A 16670-nucleotide genomic window follows, 5' to 3' on the forward strand; every position below is an offset into this window, starting at 1 on the left:
TAACCAACAAACAGATTCAAGAAATAGAGCATAATTTAAACTCAAGGCCCAGGAGGTGCCTTGATTACAAAACTCCATTTGAAATCTATAATGAAAAAGTTGGTGCACTTCCAAGTTGAACCTGCCATGATTGTAGGCAAAATTTTAAAATGGGTGTCTCGATAAAAGTTTTTATGAAAAAACTGTTTTTATATTTAAGTCTGCTCTCAGTAATTATCATACTATTATTGAAGTCAATGTATTATTGGCCAGAAAGTAAGCTTAAGCATTTTGCTTTTGTTTTTACTTACTCTGATCAATTTATCGAAGCAATGAGTGCTACAGAGGACGCAGGGTATGTTTCTATCCAGTGGTATGAAAAATCCCAACAACGTGATGAAAGTTCAATGGCCTGGGAGGCTGGAGAACCCAAATATAAAAAAGTGATTAAGCCAGATTTAAGCAAAATTATTGGGCCATATAAAAAAACAGGCCTGCATTCGCTTTGGCTTCAAAACTACCAGGGTGCCTGGTTAATTAGGAAAGCGTTTTCGTACAAAGGTGAAAACGGAATGGGTGAAGGCATTTATGCTTTTGGTACAGTAAACCCCAAAGATGTTTGCTTGCCAAACACCCAATGTGTGGAACATCTTTTTGGACAGTGGCATGTGATAAAGAATTAGCAAATCACAGGCACCCATTCAAACACACCTTGTTTCAACATCAATTGCAGTTCAGATGCCCAGCCTTACCAAGACAAAGCTATTTTTGGCAGCGAAATAAAGAGTTTGAAAATTGTTCTATCCTTAGTAACTGAAGATCAGTGTAGTGTGGGGTAGTCTATGAAAAGCTCTTTAAAGGTTAAGCTGTTAGGTCCAATGTCCGCAATGTTAGCTATGTTTGCTATTGTTGTTCTTGCAATGTTGTTTACTTTGCATACGCTTGAATCTCAATTTGTCGAGCTCAAAGATAAAAATATACATACGGCCAATCAAGGGCGCTTGGCGTTGTCGCTGTTTAAAACTCAGGTTCAGGAGTGGAAAAATGTGCTGATACGTTCTAAATCAGTTGCTGAGCGAAATAAATATTGGCAGCGTTTTTTAAACTCAGAAAATGAGGTAACAGGTGTGCTCGAAAACATTGCACAATCAGAACAGCATTCGAAATCGGTTAAAGCACTTATCGCCAAAATATTAGAAGATTATGGTGATGCCACACAAAAATACAAAGCAGGCTATGATATTTTTCTGTCTTCCGGTTTAAACATAGAAACGGCTGATCAACATGTTAAAGGTATAGACAGAGCTCTCAGTGATTCACTGATAGATCTTGTTCAAAAGATAGATGAAAGCGTGGATGATAATTTTGCAAACTTACAGGCGTTTTCATCTCGTACCAGCTATACAGTGAGTTTGATCAGTATGCTGACGGCGGTTGTTGGGGTGATATTTGTATTGTTATATATTCAAAAAGTGATTGTCAGGCCAATCGGCGATCTCAACGAAGTATTAAAAGCGATTGCGGAAGGGGATTACACAAAAAATATTTCGTATCAATCCAATGATGAAATAGGAGAATTGGTTAAAAGTGCGCGATACATGCAGGAAAAGTTATCTGACAGTGTCGGGCTCATTAATTTAGTTAACCATGAAGTGAGTACCGCATTTGCTCAGCTATCGGAAATCTCCGACGAAATTGGTAACAGCTCAGTTTCGCAAAGCAAAATCGTCGATAGTTTAAACCAAGCCACAGCACGTTTATCTACTATTGCCGAACAAAATAAAATGGACTCAAAACAGGCGTTCGACTCGTTTAAATCAACCAGCGAAGCGACAGCACAGTGCGCAGCTTCTCTAGACTTAGCAGACAAAGGCATGGGTGAACTGGTTGGTGAGATGCAAGCAATTGCAGGTAATATTGAGCAGCTAGAAAGCCGCTCTTCTGAAATTGTTAATGTGCTACAAGTCATTCAAAATATAGCAGAACAGACCAACTTACTGGCACTGAATGCGGCAATAGAAGCCGCCAGGGCTGGTGAGCAAGGGCGAGGGTTCGCGGTGGTCGCCGATGAGGTCAGAAGCCTTGCTACACGCACCCAAAATTCAACGCTTGAAATAAAAGACATTATAGACGGCACTTTGCAAAGCTCTCAACAAGCGGTGAGCGCGATACAGTCCGGTCTGTCCAAAACAACGCAAACCGCACAATCAGTTGCACAAGTGAGCAGTGTACTGAGCCAAACCTCGACGTCATTTGATAGCCTGATCACGGTGACCCATTCAGTGGATGACAATGCAGTGCAACAACAAGATATTTCGCAAAGTATTGTTGAAGACGTCGCGCAAATGCTGGTGATCTCTGAAACGTTGGAAAAAATGGCACAAAGCGATGAGGTCTCCGTTGCGGTGAATAAAGCGTCGGTTGACTTGCAGTCATTGGTTGAAAGATTATCAACCAACAAAAGTGAGGTGAGCTTGTTTTAAAGGATAATTTTGGGTGTAGTGGTCAACTAATCCCTGACAATAAAGTTTTTCTTGCGCAACAGCTGGCGTGAGCATTTCGTTGTTGTTGTGCGGTCTTTGGCAGTTGTAGAGGGAAAAGAATTTTGGGCACTGTTCTGGAATGTTTTGGAAGACATCCACCGATATCTGTACCCGCTCAGTTGAGGGGCTGCAACTTGGAATGGGTGTCTTAATTTTTTTTAATTTTTTCTAGACTTTGTTATCCGGTTGATTGCTGATAAATTGAATTAGACAGACCAATGCTGTGCGTATTCATCACATTGATTTCAAATAGGTATTTTTGGAATTCTCATAACGTGCGTTACTTTCAAGACTGATAGCTGTAAACATATGAAATACTTTAGAAAAATGATCGAGCAGCATATTCCTGTTGACAACGAAGAGTGGGGCTCTGCGTGCAACCTGTTTGAGATAAAACATGTCAAGAAAGGAGTAACGGTACATCGCGCCGGTGATGTATTTAGTGAAATATGGATTATTAAAAGCGGGCTAGCTAGATCATATTTCAGTGACATGAACGGTAAGGAGCATACCTGGCAACTCTATTTTCGCGGAAAAAGTAAGCATGGCTTAAACCACTTTATGGACGACAGCGTCAGCTTTTATGAAAAAACTGGCTCAATGCTTAATTTCGAAATTCTGGAAGACTCGGTGTTTTACGTAACGTCTTTGCAGGAGCTTGATAAGTTTATATCACAAGAAAAAAAGTGGGCGATTTTGGCTGGAAAATGGATACATAACACTTATTACTCGGCCACATATAAACGTGTTCTTTCTTTGATGTCAGAGACAGCTGCCCAAAGGTATGCGCGTTTGCTTGACGAATACCCAGCCATCTTTAAGCAAGTTAAGTCATATCACATCGCCTCCTACCTTGGTATTGCTCCTCAGACTTTAAGTAAATTAAAAAATGAATCTAGGTGAATGAATTGCTGTATTTCATTGTTTACCATGTGTTTTTTCACTGGAGAATAATAATGAATACTTATCAACAGCTTAAGAAAAAGGCCAATAATGGCTTCCTGCTTTTCACTGAAAATGACTGGAATGAAAGCGACGGCGCTGAGGCTGGCGTTGTGTTTAAACAGGGAGCATTATGATGGAAATAACACAAACAGGTGCACAACTCATATTTATTGGTATTGCTTTCTTTCTTGTTGGTTTAATACAAGGAGCACTGATCCCTGCAGTAAAAAACTCCCGGATGGCGCTTTCTGGTCATCTTACTGCTGTCCAATGTGGAATGGCTGTGGCGTTGTTTGGTGTTATCTGGTCGCTGGTTGAGCTGTCTTTCTTCTTGGAATTATTTGCAGCCTTCGGCTCTGCATTTGGATTTATACTGATTTGGCTGGGGATAACAATTGCGTCCGTAACAGGTGCGAGTAAAGCACTGCCAATTGCGGGGGCTGGATTTTCATCAAATCTCACAACCGAAATCACGGTTAAGATTATGGTGCGTTCTGGGTCACTACTGTCGCTAATCGCCTGTACCGTGCTGGTTTTCGGGTTATTTCCGATACTTGGGTAAACTTTTGAAGGTAAATTTTAGAATTTTAGAAGACACCCACTTCAAATATTGAAGCTTTCGGGCGCGCCTATGCCAAATTTGGGACAGTTTTGAAAGACACCCAGCGTTAACTGTTCCGAGTTTGGATTTTCTTGGTTCACCTCTAGAATGATGTTCGGATCGAAAAAGTGCACTTTAGAAGGTCTGGCTCTGCTGTAGATACCGAGCTGAATAATAGAAATATCGCATAGTGCTTGTTGCTGGTACGATGAGTTGATACCCTCAAAAAAAGAATCAGAATTAAAGGCAAGAGCATGCAGGAATTTTTTGATAAGTATGAAGTTCATACCAAAATTAACGTGGTTTGGGGCGAAATGGATGCGCTGGGGCATGTGAACAACGTATCGTATTTTCGCTACTTTGAGACCGCAAGAATCGACTTTTTAAAACAAACCGGGCTGCTTTCTATATTATCAGAACCGACTCACAGCCCGGTGCTGCGTGATACTTATGCGCAATATAAGCGTCCTGTCACTTTTCCAGATACTTTGTATATTGGCTCATATATTACTGATATACAAGAAGATCGCTTCACAATGCGCTACGAAGCATTTAGTGAGTCGCAGCAAGCAGTATGCACAACAGGGTATGCAAATGTGGTGATGTTTAACATGAAAACAGGGCAAAAGTCGCCAATCCCAGAGAATATGCTGGCCATACTTAAGCAATACGAGTTGGACAACAATCAATAGCAGCCGCTACTTTTGGGTGACGATACGAGTGCTGTTTGAGTATTGTTTGGCCGACACCCATCTATCAGATACAAAGATATCAAGCGGGTAGACAATGTTGAAATGGGTGTCTGCTAAACATCTGGACCGCAAAAACTTGCAAGAAGGGCTATGAGAAAAAATCACATAGCCTCTATCAATACCAACTCAACTTTCCATGGCCAGACTGTGCGTTCTGGAAGGTGATGGCACTTTCTTCAGGTGTAACCGTTCGGAGATCTCATCAAAGAGCGTACAGCACAGTTTGTCGTACTTAACATCCTCAACATACCGACCACTCGTTTCGGAAGTAATATATTTAGCAATACCCTGTTGATTAAGCTTATTGTTTCCTACACTTAATCCGATAACAATCGTATTGGTTTCAAGAAGATTATCTAAAGCCGTTTGCTTATCATATGTCTTGCCATTATATATGCGGCTTGAATGTGCTCCATGATCGCCATACCAGGCAACCAGCCTTAGAGCACCTGGACGCCATTTCGCAGCTTTATAATTTAATAAGGACAGTGGGATTACTTGTCCTTCCAACTGATCTCCTCCTCCCGTCGCTCTTATTGAGCTTAAATTATTGACTAAGGTATCAACGTTACTGTTGATCGTTTGGATAAAATTATATGGTCTGGAGTCCGAAATGTCTCGATAAGTACCAAGTCCATATGCAAGGTTAACCCCAGGGTTACATTTACAATAACCCTGGACATAATCTTTAATCTCATTTTTGACGCTATTAATTGCATTTTGCATACTACCTGTTGCATCCATCAAAAAATAAACATCAACTAGCATTTCATCGCTCATTGCATTCTTCCTTATTTCGTTTAAATGGCAATATGAAAAGTAGCAACTAATGAGCGGCTTCCTATTACACATTATTACACAACAAACACCTTGGGAGCTGAGCATTGTTTAATCTTTGAGTTTCATAAACATGGCGCTTTGTGTTTTTGCTTTGATGGAAGAGAGGGAAAACTAAGGCAAGAATCCGGTTAAGCTAGAGTGCACAAATTGCATGGGAAAGTCAGCAATACAGCTGATTTTTGCAGAGCGATTTACAGTAGCAACAGTGTTAGTTCGTTAGTTTGGTACGCGCCGTTTTATCCCGGTTAGCGCTCACAATTTGCCAGGTTAGTGTATAACTTTGAATGCGGGGCTCAGCATGTCGTCACGATTTTTGCCAGCCGAGCGCTGTGAGGAATATATTAGTAATTAATTTCGCGCGCTAGAACCTGTTTTCTGCTCTATCTGTAATCGAGCAGCATAGGCGGTGTTATGCAACTGTATAGGCCTGTTTATCCAATCCAATTAATTTTTATCTGTGAACTCTAAGATCCCCTGAAGGCACTACAAGGGTGGCTGCTAAGTACAGGAGATCTTGAGCCTGTGTTATTATCTTAATGCACTGTAATTGGCTGATCATTCACCACCAGTGACTGACCATTTTTCTGAGCACGCAGAAAACTGGATATCAAAACGTCATTTGACAAAGTACTAATATCGTCGACCTCTTCAACCATACAAAACGTAATGGATTCCCATCCTAAATCTGTAATAAAAGTTTTAAGCTGATTGATGTTGTCTTGGTAGTTTTCATCGGTTGTTAGTAGGCCGATGGAGTGCTTATTGCCAGGTTTGTACTTTCCGTGCTGAGCGTTTGAACATTTAGCGTAGCCGCTTAACACATAAACTGTATCTGCGTTTTTATTCATCTTGGTGACATTCTTAAGTTGGACTCTGTGCTCGTAATGCATTTTTCAAACCAAGCTTTTAATTTTCCTCAACATTGGTTTTTAAGATATTGAAAATATAAATAAAAAAAGAGCGCAGATTAAATTTAGCAGCCAAGGTTAAGTGATGCGTCAATTTTATAACGTACTGTAAGTGAAGAGCGGTAACACAGGAGACGATATGTCCGGGCCTTACAGATTATTGCACTGTACATAGACAAGTTAGAGGGAGCCAAAAGGCGGTTGAGAACGCTGCTATCAGGCTTACAGCAAAACGGTTATGCTGAGGTTGGTCCGGCATAACCGTTAGTGAGTCAGGATAAGTGAGACAAAGGTATTACCTGGCGCTCACCTTACTCTTCATCAAATAAATCATTCGCTTTTCTGACGGCTGGCTTTGCCAGGATTTCAACATAGAATGAGGTGAGGTTCTCTTCCTGAGTCTTATCTATCAACTTGTTTAGCTGTGATACGTGCACAGGCTCGGCTTGCGCTTCTGTGTTACCGAATTTACAGTCAAAGTCCCAATAGTCAGCGCCAGCTGGCAAAGTTTTGTTGCGCTCGCGTTTCAGGTACTTTTTAAGCTCGTGTTTTACGGCGTCAACGCGTCTTGCAAGTTTGATTTTTGGGTGAGTCAGTTCAAATGTTTTTTTCATAGTTGCCTTCAAGCAGAAATTACTCAGTCGGCAAAAAAGCATGCCTGAGTAAGGAATGTGTATTTATTAAGCGTAAAGCCTATGTATGGATAAATACAGAAATGTAATGCGCTATTTTACGTTATATTCAGCGGGCTGGCGAGGATTGTAAATGCGCTTGTTGAACGCACTTACATAGCGACCATTTAAGGTAAGTCGCCTTTCTCTATTTACTACTGCAGTGCCTGCAGTAATGTCGTACTGGTTATGTTTGCAAGTGCTGTGTCGCCTGTAAACTTACCCAACCACCAAACGATTATTGGTATCCCGGCTGGTCAGTATCTGGCTCGCGTCAAACCCGCTTGAGCGCTTCGCCATACGGTCGTACAGCAACACATTTACGGTGGCGGCCAGGTTCATACACCCTGTGGTAGGCACATATACAACGGCGTCGGCGGCATCGACAATTTCCTGTGGCAAACTGCCATCTTCGGGACCAAAAACGTAAATTGCATTATCGGGGTGAGTAAATTGTGGTAATGGTGTCGCACCTTCCACCAGCTCAATACAGACCAGCGATCGGCCTGGTACTTTCAAGCTGGTGAGATCATCAACTTGTTGAATGGGGATATTATCGGCGATGTTTTTAGTGTCGGTATGATATTTAGCAGCCTTGGCATAGCGGTTACCATTAAAATAGACGGCCTGCGCCTGATAGCAACCCGCTGCTCTTAATACGCCACCTACGTTAGTCGGCGATTTCGGATTGACTAATCCAATCGCGGCAAACGACTCACTCATACTCTTTTACTCTCAACATTACAGGTAGCAGGGCTACCAAAACTTCTAACAGACGGCAGCGGGGCTGCCAAAAAAATTGACGGCCGATTGTACCATGCGGATATTTTTGTGCCAGCCAGAGAGTTTGATCTGTCCAGCTGAATGAACTTGAGAATGGAAGTGCGAGCATTGCGTAACAAAAGTAGTGCTGTGCTACCTAGGCAACCGAAGCGGATGTTAGAACTAGCTTTGCTTGCTTTTTTATCATAGTGTTCAGCTATTCAATGCGTTTCGATGAACACGGCGACTTGGCAGCTCTATTCATGGGCGTAGTCGTTAGTCTTAACTTTTGGCTCGTTTTTGTCCGCGCAACCTTACACTGCAGTGCATTGACAGTAAGCCTTGAAATATCAATCCTCTGGCCCTTCCAATGTAAAAGTTAAATGCTTACGCATATCTTTGAGGATCACCCCTTTTTTCAGCATTGCGGCGCTCAGGCGCTTTTGCCATTTGAGTAAGTCGGGCTTGGCTGCATCCAAAGTGGCTTGATCTTCAAATTGAAAGCACAGAAGCAGGGAACCAGGAAAGAGGTGGTATTCCACATCAAACCAGCATTGCACCATGCCTGGGATTTCTGCGCGGGCTTGTTCTTCGATTGCATCGGCCACCGTGAGCACCAGTGCCTGTTGTTTTTGCTGAACTTTAGAGAGCTTTTTCATGAGGTTTCCAAATTTAAAGCCTGTATGGCGTTAACCTCGAATTATACCTAACACTTTATTGGTAAAGAAAGTGAGAAGTAAGCCAGGCTGATAGAACCCGGACGTTTGCTGTCCGGGAATGAGCACCACCCAGCATGGTATTGATGATGAACTGAATATTTTTATTATCAGAGGAAGCATAACAATCAAGATGAGTGTTGTGCGATAAATGTCCGATATTGGTGCAATTAATCATCGATAAATGCTTGAGGTGCTTAGCCTGTCTCAGCAAGTTCACGTACTTCTGCTCTTGTGGGCGCTGCAGTTGCGTCGTAGTTGTGCAACTCAACACCATCACCAAATACCTGGTTTAATAGCGCTTGATAGTCTTCAGGTGAACGCTCAGGAGAATATCTGAATAGTTCTTTGAGCGTTTCTCTTTCTATGCCTCGCGCATCTGCTTCGGCTAGCAGGGGCTGGCCAACGTCGACAAAGCCTTTTTCATCTCTGCTTGCCACTACCCGGCCATCAACGCTGAACACACTGGTTTGTGGCGTCTGCTCAAACATTAATTTTCTACGATAGTTTTCTTCGGCATTAATTTGGTCGGTCAGGTAATGGTCACTATGGCTTTGCACCTGCTCACGCACAAAGTCTTCATAGGTTTCGCCATAGCGTAGCTCAAATACTTCGGCATTGGTTGGCCCTTTGCCTTCAGCGTAAAATTCGACGCGGGCATCGGGGAAGTGTTGGGCAACGAGTTGTTTTATTTTTTCAGGATCTTGACCTGCCTGATTGAAAATATCGGCCACAGGACCCTGACCATATATGGTACCGTCATAGCCTTGAGATGCGACCGCTTTGCCTTCCACAAAGATAATGGTACCCACATCTCGTTGCAGGCCTTTTTGGGTGTATTGTTGTTCCAGCTCTTCCGGGCTTCTTAAAGTGATATCAAAATCGGCCAGAAAATTGGGTTCATCAGAAAGCTTGGTAATGTCTTCTGGCTTGAGCAAATAGACCAGGTTGACCTGTCCGCGTACATCGAAGCCATTGTTTGGCGCATTTACCTGCTCTGACTGTTGTTCGGATTGCTGTTGTATATAATCCGTGCTTTGTGGCGTTTTAGCGGGTTTCTGATATGCGTTGTTTACCTGATAGGGATTGGATGTAACTTGCATGTTCAGCTCCTTTGATGAGGTTAGAGTTAACGACAAGTGTTCCAGCACTTGTTTTATCTATATCAAATACAGCAAGTTACATACCAGAAATGAGAGTGCGTAATGAAGCCGCTGCCGCACAATAATAAGGTTTTTATGGCATGAGTGTATGAGTGAAGAGGCAAGAGCTTGCCGCTTGGACGTTGCAGTCACGCTAGCGGCAAGCCTGTTGCGGTTAGTCTTTTTGCTGTTTTAACAGCGCATCCAGCTTGGCTTCAACTCGTTCAATATCTTCGCGGGTTGCAAGTAACTGATCCGGTTTGCCTTCTTCTTCATGCATTACCTGCATGGCATCGACTATGATACCAATAAAGAGGTTCAGTACTGCGAAGCTGGTAATAATGATAAAAGGTACGAAGAACAACCAGGATTGCGGGAACAGCTCCATGGTCGGGCGTACAATGCCCATCGACCAGCTCTCTAACGTCATCACCTGGAACAGGGTATAGGCAGAAGCGCCGATGCTGCCAAACCACTCTTGCATGTTTGGATCCGGATGCTGACCAAACAGTTTAGTGGTGAGTACGGCTGAAACGTAAAACACGATACCCAGTACGCCAATGACCGATGCCATCCCCGGCAGTGAGTGACCAAGCGCACCAATGACCCGACGCATTTGTGGTACGACTGAGAACAGCCGTAACACCCGCAGGATCCGAAAAGCACGCAACACGGAGAGTGGGCCACTGGATGGAGCCCAGGAAACGGCAACAATGATTAAGTCAAACCAGTTCCACCCCGACTTGAAGAATCTAAGGCGATATACCATCAGCTTAAGTATCAGCTCGATGGTAAAAATCATCAGAATAACCAAATCAATTTTATGCAGGATTGCGGCATTAGCTTTACCAAACTGTGTGGTTTCCAGGCCTAAGGTGAAGGCATTGAATAAAATGACAGCAATCAAAAAGTTCTGAAACCATCGGGCTTCGACAATCGCCGTCAGTTTCGTCATAAAGAAGTTAGAAGATGTCATGGTTCTTTTTTAGGTAATTTTCAGAGTGAAATATGATGTCGGGAAATTGCGATTTTTTCAAGGTTTGTGGTGCTTGCTAGCACACAAAACTATTTCAGCCCGGCTTTACATCATTTGAGCCCTAAGTAGGTATATTTTGAAATTTGAAATGGGTGTCTTCGATTTCTTTCTTCAAATATGATGTCGGGAAACTGCGATTTTTTCAAGGTTTGTGGTGCTTGCTAGCACACAAAACTATTTCAGCCCGGCTTTACATCATTTGAGCCCTAAGTAGGTATATTTTGAAATTTGAAATGGGTGTCTTCGATTTCTTTCTTCGTTATTTTTCGTGTCGAGACAGCCTCTGTAGGTAATGAAGTACAGTAATAACAATTCACTTAGAACTTCGTTACTATAGAGCTGCTGATATTGACGATTAATTCAACAGGATAATTTCTTGATGTATTTGCAATTTAAACTTGTTACGCGCCTTTTCCTTTGTGCTTTGGCAATCAATCTGGCCGCCTGTGGTGGAAGCTCGGACTCAGAAGCTGCACAGCAAGGTTTGTCTGAACAAACTGCACAGCCATTTTTGCCGGGTGAGCGATTGCAGCTGGACGCGTTTTCTTCGAGCTATACCGGTGTATCGTATCCGCTGAGGGTCTATCTGCCGCAGAATCGCGTTGCCAATAAACGTTATCCGGTGATTTACGTATTAGATGCAGAGTGGCGTTTTGACACCATTGCCGATAGCCTGGACGATAATAAAATGGCGGTGATCCTGGTCGGGATAGAAAACTATGTCGATGAAGGTTATAAGCACCGGGAGGCTTATTCACAGTGGCCGCTGGCACAAGACTACTTTGATTTTATTCGCAAAGAGCTGGCAGTGGAGTTAGAAGCCCGTTACCCGGTGGATAAATCCGACAGGACGGTTATGGGCCATTCCTATACTGGGTTGTTTGTTGGCCTGGCATTATTAATGGACGATCCGCAGCAGCCTTTTTTTCATCGTCATGTCTCGTTTGATGGCAGCTTCTGGGCACATACCGACACTACCTCTCAGTTGATAGATGACAGACGAGGGCAGAGTTCAACATTAAAGAGCCGCACTATTTTGGTTGGAGCCAATGGCAAAGTTGGTAATGTGCTCTATGTACGCGAGTTTGATGCGCAACTTACACGTGCCAATTTTGCTCAACTGGATACGACCTACCTGGAATACAAACAAGAACATATTCCGGTCGTCGCATATTCTGTGGATGAGGTGCTGAAAGCTTTATATCGGGACTAATCATCACGCTTACCTTAGGCGAGGCTATTGAGTAATCAGTTGGTACTAATTGCTTGTTTATCTGTGGTTTATCTAAACCTATCTTGCTATCATTGGGGTTGTCTCGTTCCCAAATTGGGTCTTCAATTGCATAAGCCAAGGCAGAGCGTGATGCAATATTATTAAAGCAAAATTGAACTCAATAATTTTAATTAAGGAAAATTATGAAAACTTCAGTAATCACATTGTCAGCTCTATTGTTCGCGGGAGCTGCAAATGCAGCGACGGCAGAGGACTTTGGCGTGACTCAGGATCTGCTTATCAACGAAGACGTAAAAACGTTACACATCGTTGATATCAATGCTGATAACAGAAAAGACCTGGTTTGGGTAACCAGTACTGGAGCGGTGAAATATAAGCTGAAAAACAACGATGCGCTGGCTTCACTGGAATCTTTACCGGGCACCCGTTGGCGTTTAGAGTATAATGGCCGTAATGAAGTGAAGTTTCTCAACTTTACGGGTCAGGGTGGTGTACTTGAAACACACGACGACAAGTTTTATCGCATTTTAGACGTAACTATGAGTAATACTGGCACACTGGACTTCTGTACACCGCTAAATTACGGCTTAGATAAAACGGGTTGCCAGTGGCAATACAGTGTTACCGAAATTTTACCGAATGTGATGAAAGGCGTAGATAAGCGTTTAAATGCCACTTGGGTTGCGTATAAACTGGTGAACTAATCCAGTATAACCCGCAGGCTTGCAGCAGCGAATATGCTGCAAGCTATGCTATGATCTTTCCATTCGTATTTAGTTGGTCGTCACCGCGAGGTATTTATTTTGCGAGTTTGCCAATTCTGCTGATTGAATTGTTGTGGCTATCAACTCCTCAAACAACGCGAGCTGCCCTGCGGGTATCAATTGATTTTGTATGGCTTTTCGCTTGTTTGAATCAAACAGCCGCTCGGCCAGCCAACCAATTAAATACATCAGTGAAAGGCAGCCACCAGCCGTTGCTATATTGCCTTCTATTACGAGCGGTGTGTCCTGAACATCTCCACCCAAACTTTGCAGGGCAGTCTTAGCGTCTGGGTTTGTTGTCAAAGGCTTACCTTTTAGTAAACCAAGCTCGTGAAGGACAAATGAACCCGCACAAATCGAACCAATGAGCTGCTTTTTTGGGTCAAGGTTCAACGCCGACATAAACTCTGTATTCTTCATTGCCGCTGGAATACCGCGTTTGCCACTTGTGATAAGCACGGCATCTTGCTCTGCCACCGCACAAATGTGTCCGTCGGTTTTGACTTTCATACCAAGATGGGAGCGATGTTCAGGTTGAGTGCCAAGTATGCTAACCGTCCAGCTATCGGCTGTGCGACCCAGCAAGTCATACATCAAAAAGAAGTCCACATCCGTGAAATCATCAAACAAAACAATCCCAACTTTATACATCATACTTGCTCCCTTGCTGCGCTTTGTTACGTGTTACTGACCAGGCCACTCTTATCAAGCAAGCCGAGGAGACTAAAATACCCGTGAACGGTACTTTAAACCAATCTTTTTTTGCCAACAGGAGGTAACTAACACCTACAACCGATGGCAGAATTGAAAACCAGAGAGAGCCCGCGACAACATCAAAGTGGTTGATGCATAAAGGAATGAAAAAGGCGGCAAAAAAAATCGCGCCAAGGCTATGGCTGGCATTGAAGCCTACCCAGGCCTGCCACATATTGGTTTGTTTTGTGATTCTGGGAGATGTATTAAGCATGGCTTCTTTCACTGCCAGGTTGTAGGGATCGAACTTTTTGGAGAAGAAGGTGTAAATCAGGTGTAGCAGCCCCAAAAGGCCAAAAATTGATGCACCTGTAATAAATAGTATTTTTTCCATAGCTTATTGTTTCCCTTGCGCACAACACTTTGCTCTGAGGCACTCTCTCAGAGATTTGTATCTTAAATCAATATGATGGACACACGCGGTATGGTTTAAGCGAAGTTTATTTCGCCAAAACTAGCTTAACAACGGCACCAAGCGTGATGCCACTATCCTACAGGATATGCTCAGAAAAATTGCCCCAAATCCAGAGGTATGTTGCTGGGAGGGAGCTGTAACGTCCCATTTGCTCTTCAATCTTAGGGTGGGTGTCCTGCAAACTGTGCTGCCAGCTAGGCACTACGCCGCATGAAGTCGTTTTGATTACCAACAGGCTCAAAACCAAATTGTTGATAAAGCCCTTGAGCATCAGCGGTGCGTAATAAGCAGGATACCGTTTGAAGCTCAGGGTGTGCAAATACAGCCTCAAGAATTTGCTTGGAATAACCTTTGCCTCGATGTTCTTCAAGTACAAATAGATCTAGAAGATACGCGCAACACACCGCATCTGTTACAACGCGAGCAAAAGCAACTTGTGAGCCTTCAACATAAAGCCCAAAGCAGATGGAGTTATCTATAGATTTAAGAACTTGGTCTTTGGTGCGACCTTGCCCCCAATATGAACGTTCACTGATATAGTTATGTATGACATCAACATCCAATAACGTTTTATCTGATGAGACTTTAATACTCATTTTTTCACTCAATCCATTGGCAACTAACGGCCGCAATAAACGGCAAAAATTTATTGGCTATAATGCCCGAGGTACGAGGTGCAGCCAATGAGTTTTTGTCCGCATTAATTGCTTTTGTTAGCTTCCATACGCACCATAGTTATAGAGTGACGGGTAAAAGTACCCAAGAGCTAATAAAGCAACGAATACAAGAACCAAACCGGAAAGCAATTTAGCTGGGTGCAACTCTTTGTCATCAGGGTTGAACATCTGACCTGGCATATATTCACCTTCAGTCACTATTCCACCAATAAAAAATAGAGCTGATAGAAAGAGTGCCACGCCAAGAAACGACATTTCAAAAAGATATGACCCAGCAACTAAAGCCATTAAAATCATCAATAATTGTATAATTCTAATCATCATTTGGGCTTGGTAGCTAACGCTTATTAGCGTGAATACCGGTTAGATCTAGTTCCTAAAATCATACAGATCCACAGCTAAATTGTTTAATTCATAATAAGAACAATAACCTACCACTATTTTATTAGTTCCTCAAGCCAAAGCAGTGCTGTTGAAACCGAGCCGTGATCATAGCGAGACTTGGGGTCTCGTTATGTAAAGCTACTAACCTTTTGAATCTAATAAACTAAAAATGATGACTGGCTTAAACGAGACCTTCAAGCGCGGAGAAAACGAGAAATTTGACTTGTAAATAGCCTCATTCACCTTTTTTGGAGTCTGTGCGCGTTGAGCTTAGGACCAGGCACTATAGTCTGAAAGCAGAGAAAAGCTATCTGTACTGGATCAAAGGCTACATTCTATTCAATGATAAAAAAAGGAATTTCGCATGGAATTTCGCAGGACACTCACCTTCATCTAATCTTAGGGTGGGTGTCCTGCAAAAAACTTTTGCAAAAACTTTGACCATTAGGGTACTGTCTAAGTCCAGTGCTGCGTGACTTGGAAACACCTGATCTGGATAAGTTCCTAAGTTAGAGAATCCCTGAGATGCTCGCCAAAACAAGCTGGCAGAGCATACCTTGTTACTGTTTTGCTCAGGTGTGTGTTTGCTGTTCTACTAGCTGATAAATGCGGCTTAGTTCATTGATTAATTGGCTAATTTTTTCACCATCCGTAAAGTCCAATAGCACATTATCTAATTCAGATAGTAAGGCTCTTGCTTCTGACATCAGCTGCTCCCCTCGCTCTGTAAACAGGATTTCTTTTTGTCGTCCTGTACCCTGAACTTGTTCCAGGTATCCTAGCCGACATAGCTCTTTGACTGTTTTAGCCACCATTTGTCTTGTAACACCCAGTTTTCTGGCTATCTCTGAACCAAAGTTCACGCCACATTCAAGCGTGCTCAAGAAAGACAGTAAAGACGGGGTGAGTGAAGTGTGCCCTTTAGCAATGAGCCGCTCAGAAATATGATGTGTCATCACATCATTGAGTTGCGATGCACGCTGAATGAGTTGTAAAGATTGAGATTCCACCATAGGAACCCCATTTTTTGTAAACTGAGTTGACATGAATAAATTCTACACATAACCTATGTCAACCAAGTATACATACGAGTCATTACAATGTTAACCCTCACTAAAGTAATGCGAGCAAATGCTAATAGTTGTTTAATGTTTGGCCTTGTTTTTGTCATTGGTCCGGAGTTGGCTGCCACCTTTTTGGGTGGAACTGCGCCACCGCCACCGCTGGTTTTACTCGGTTTAGGTATATTGCTTATTCTGAATGGTCTCCACCTGTTATGGGCATCAACCCTCCAGCCACCGTCAAATAACCTGATTTACTACTTTTCTGCCGGTGATGTTTTATGGGTGATTGCTAGCATGTCGCTTGTATTTACACAGGTCTGGATCACAACACAAGAGGGTATCATTGCCACAGTGTTGGTTGCTGGGTTAGTTGCTGCGTTCGCAATACTGCAACTCCTTCATAGGAGCTCAACGGGCATGGTGAAAGAGAGGTAGATTTCGTAAGTCACCCGGACCATTACAGATATGTAGCAGCTTGGCATTC

At 42.9% G+C, this 16670-nt stretch carries 22 protein-coding genes; 10 read left to right on the forward strand and 12 right to left on the reverse strand.

What is annotated here, in order from left to right:
• The first annotated feature begins 173 nt into the window (after positions 1 to 173).
• The 6 genes from L1285_RS17205 to L1285_RS17225 all read left to right on the forward strand — a co-directional run bounded on the left by L1285_RS17205 (position 174) and on the right by L1285_RS17225 (position 4760).
• On the forward strand, positions 174 to 662 hold the full coding sequence (locus tag L1285_RS17205; RefSeq protein WP_235413371.1) for a hypothetical protein: 489 nt from the start codon (positions 174 to 176) through the stop codon (positions 660 to 662).
• 159 nt (positions 663 to 821) lie between these two features.
• On the forward strand, positions 822 to 2462 hold the full coding sequence (locus L1285_RS17210) for a methyl-accepting chemotaxis protein (RefSeq protein ID WP_235413372.1): 1641 nt from the start codon (positions 822 to 824) through the stop codon (positions 2460 to 2462).
• A gap of 369 nt (positions 2463 to 2831) precedes the next feature.
• Positions 2832 to 3425 (forward strand): Crp/Fnr family transcriptional regulator, encoded by a 594-nt coding sequence (locus tag L1285_RS17215; RefSeq protein ID WP_235413373.1) that lies wholly within the window; start codon positions 2832 to 2834, stop codon positions 3423 to 3425.
• Between the two features lie 53 nt (positions 3426 to 3478).
• Positions 3479 to 3601, forward strand: coding sequence for a hypothetical protein (locus L1285_RS23670; protein WP_268836135.1), 123 nt, complete (start codon positions 3479 to 3481; stop codon positions 3599 to 3601).
• Positions 3598 to 4029 (forward strand): hydrogenase, encoded by a 432-nt coding sequence (locus L1285_RS17220; RefSeq protein ID WP_235413374.1) that lies wholly within the window; start codon positions 3598 to 3600, stop codon positions 4027 to 4029. Before L1285_RS23670 ends, L1285_RS17220 begins: the two co-directional genes overlap by 4 nt.
• Positions 4030 to 4322: 293 nt before the next feature.
• Entirely contained in the window at positions 4323 to 4760 is a 438-nt protein-coding gene (locus L1285_RS17225) for an acyl-CoA thioesterase (RefSeq protein ID WP_046005573.1), read from the forward strand.
• A gap of 186 nt (positions 4761 to 4946) precedes the next feature.
• On the opposite strand, the gene L1285_RS17230 is transcribed toward L1285_RS17225, so the two are convergent.
• The 7 genes from L1285_RS17230 to L1285_RS17260 form a co-directional block, all read right to left on the reverse strand.
• Positions 4947 to 5600: a vWA domain-containing protein gene (locus tag L1285_RS17230; RefSeq protein WP_235413375.1), complete on the reverse strand. Its 654-nt coding sequence runs from the start codon at positions 5598 to 5600 to the stop codon at positions 4947 to 4949.
• Between the two features lie 593 nt (positions 5601 to 6193).
• Positions 6194 to 6508 carry a hypothetical protein gene (locus L1285_RS17235; RefSeq protein WP_046005575.1) on the reverse strand — a complete coding sequence of 105 codons (315 nt, stop codon included), beginning with the start codon at positions 6506 to 6508 and terminating at the stop codon, positions 6194 to 6196.
• A gap of 371 nt (positions 6509 to 6879) precedes the next feature.
• Positions 6880 to 7182: a DUF6172 family protein gene (locus L1285_RS17240; RefSeq protein WP_235413376.1), complete on the reverse strand. Its 303-nt coding sequence runs from the start codon at positions 7180 to 7182 to the stop codon at positions 6880 to 6882.
• A gap of 276 nt (positions 7183 to 7458) precedes the next feature.
• A complete protein-coding gene (locus L1285_RS17245; RefSeq protein WP_235413377.1) occupies positions 7459 to 7962 on the reverse strand; it encodes an RNA methyltransferase in 504 nt (167 codons plus the stop codon).
• A 389-nt stretch (positions 7963 to 8351) separates the two neighbouring features.
• Positions 8352 to 8660 (reverse strand): hypothetical protein, encoded by a 309-nt coding sequence (locus L1285_RS17250; protein WP_010385201.1) that lies wholly within the window; start codon positions 8658 to 8660, stop codon positions 8352 to 8354.
• Positions 8661 to 8914: 254 nt separating this feature from the next.
• A complete protein-coding gene (locus L1285_RS17255; RefSeq protein ID WP_235413378.1) occupies positions 8915 to 9820 on the reverse strand; it encodes a hypothetical protein in 906 nt (301 codons plus the stop codon).
• Between the two features lie 214 nt (positions 9821 to 10034).
• The gene (locus L1285_RS17260) at positions 10035 to 10835 is read right to left on the reverse strand and encodes an ion transporter (RefSeq protein ID WP_235413380.1); all 801 of its coding nucleotides are present in this window, start codon (positions 10833 to 10835) and stop codon (positions 10035 to 10037) included.
• 439 nt (positions 10836 to 11274) lie between these two features.
• Here L1285_RS17260 and L1285_RS17265 point away from each other — a divergent pair, with 439 nt between their 5' ends.
• Entirely contained in the window at positions 11275 to 12108 is an 834-nt protein-coding gene (locus L1285_RS17265; protein WP_235413382.1) for an alpha/beta hydrolase, read from the forward strand.
• Positions 12109 to 12311: 203 nt separating this feature from the next.
• Positions 12312 to 12833 (forward strand): hypothetical protein, encoded by a 522-nt coding sequence (locus L1285_RS17270; protein ID WP_235413383.1) that lies wholly within the window; start codon positions 12312 to 12314, stop codon positions 12831 to 12833.
• 69 nt (positions 12834 to 12902) lie between these two features.
• Here the strand turns inward: L1285_RS17270 and L1285_RS17275 are convergent, their stop codons facing one another.
• The 4 genes from L1285_RS17275 to L1285_RS17290 all read right to left on the reverse strand — a co-directional run bounded on the left by L1285_RS17275 (position 12903) and on the right by L1285_RS17290 (position 15026).
• Positions 12903 to 13547: a DJ-1/PfpI family protein gene (locus L1285_RS17275; RefSeq protein ID WP_235413385.1), complete on the reverse strand. Its 645-nt coding sequence runs from the start codon at positions 13545 to 13547 to the stop codon at positions 12903 to 12905.
• Complete coding sequence (locus L1285_RS17280) at positions 13537 to 13980, reverse strand: LIC_13387 family protein (protein WP_235413387.1); 444 nt, start codon at positions 13978 to 13980, stop codon at positions 13537 to 13539. The genes L1285_RS17275 and L1285_RS17280 overlap by 11 nt, the downstream gene beginning before the upstream one ends.
• Positions 13981 to 14255: 275 nt before the next feature.
• A complete protein-coding gene (locus L1285_RS17285) occupies positions 14256 to 14657 on the reverse strand; it encodes a GNAT family N-acetyltransferase (protein WP_235413389.1) in 402 nt (133 codons plus the stop codon).
• Between the two features lie 117 nt (positions 14658 to 14774).
• Entirely contained in the window at positions 14775 to 15026 is a 252-nt protein-coding gene (locus L1285_RS17290; protein WP_235413391.1) for a hypothetical protein, read from the reverse strand.
• A 353-nt stretch (positions 15027 to 15379) separates the two neighbouring features.
• On the opposite strand from L1285_RS17290, the gene L1285_RS23980 reads away from it, so the two are divergent.
• Positions 15380 to 15598 carry a hypothetical protein gene (locus tag L1285_RS23980; RefSeq protein ID WP_442960516.1) on the forward strand — a complete coding sequence of 73 codons (219 nt, stop codon included), beginning with the start codon at positions 15380 to 15382 and terminating at the stop codon, positions 15596 to 15598.
• A 96-nt stretch (positions 15599 to 15694) separates the two neighbouring features.
• Here the strand turns inward: L1285_RS23980 and L1285_RS17295 are convergent, their stop codons facing one another.
• Complete coding sequence (locus tag L1285_RS17295; RefSeq protein ID WP_235413393.1) at positions 15695 to 16135, reverse strand: MarR family winged helix-turn-helix transcriptional regulator; 441 nt, start codon at positions 16133 to 16135, stop codon at positions 15695 to 15697.
• 87 nt (positions 16136 to 16222) lie between these two features.
• Between L1285_RS17295 and L1285_RS17300 the strand changes: the two genes are divergently transcribed.
• Complete coding sequence (locus L1285_RS17300; protein ID WP_235413394.1) at positions 16223 to 16621, forward strand: hypothetical protein; 399 nt, start codon at positions 16223 to 16225, stop codon at positions 16619 to 16621.
• The last annotated feature ends 49 nt before the right edge of the window (positions 16622 to 16670 follow it).

The sequence above is a fragment of the Pseudoalteromonas sp. DL2-H2.2 genome (genome assembly GCF_021532535.1).
Classification (GTDB): domain Bacteria; phylum Pseudomonadota; class Gammaproteobacteria; order Enterobacterales; family Alteromonadaceae; genus Pseudoalteromonas; species Pseudoalteromonas rubra_A.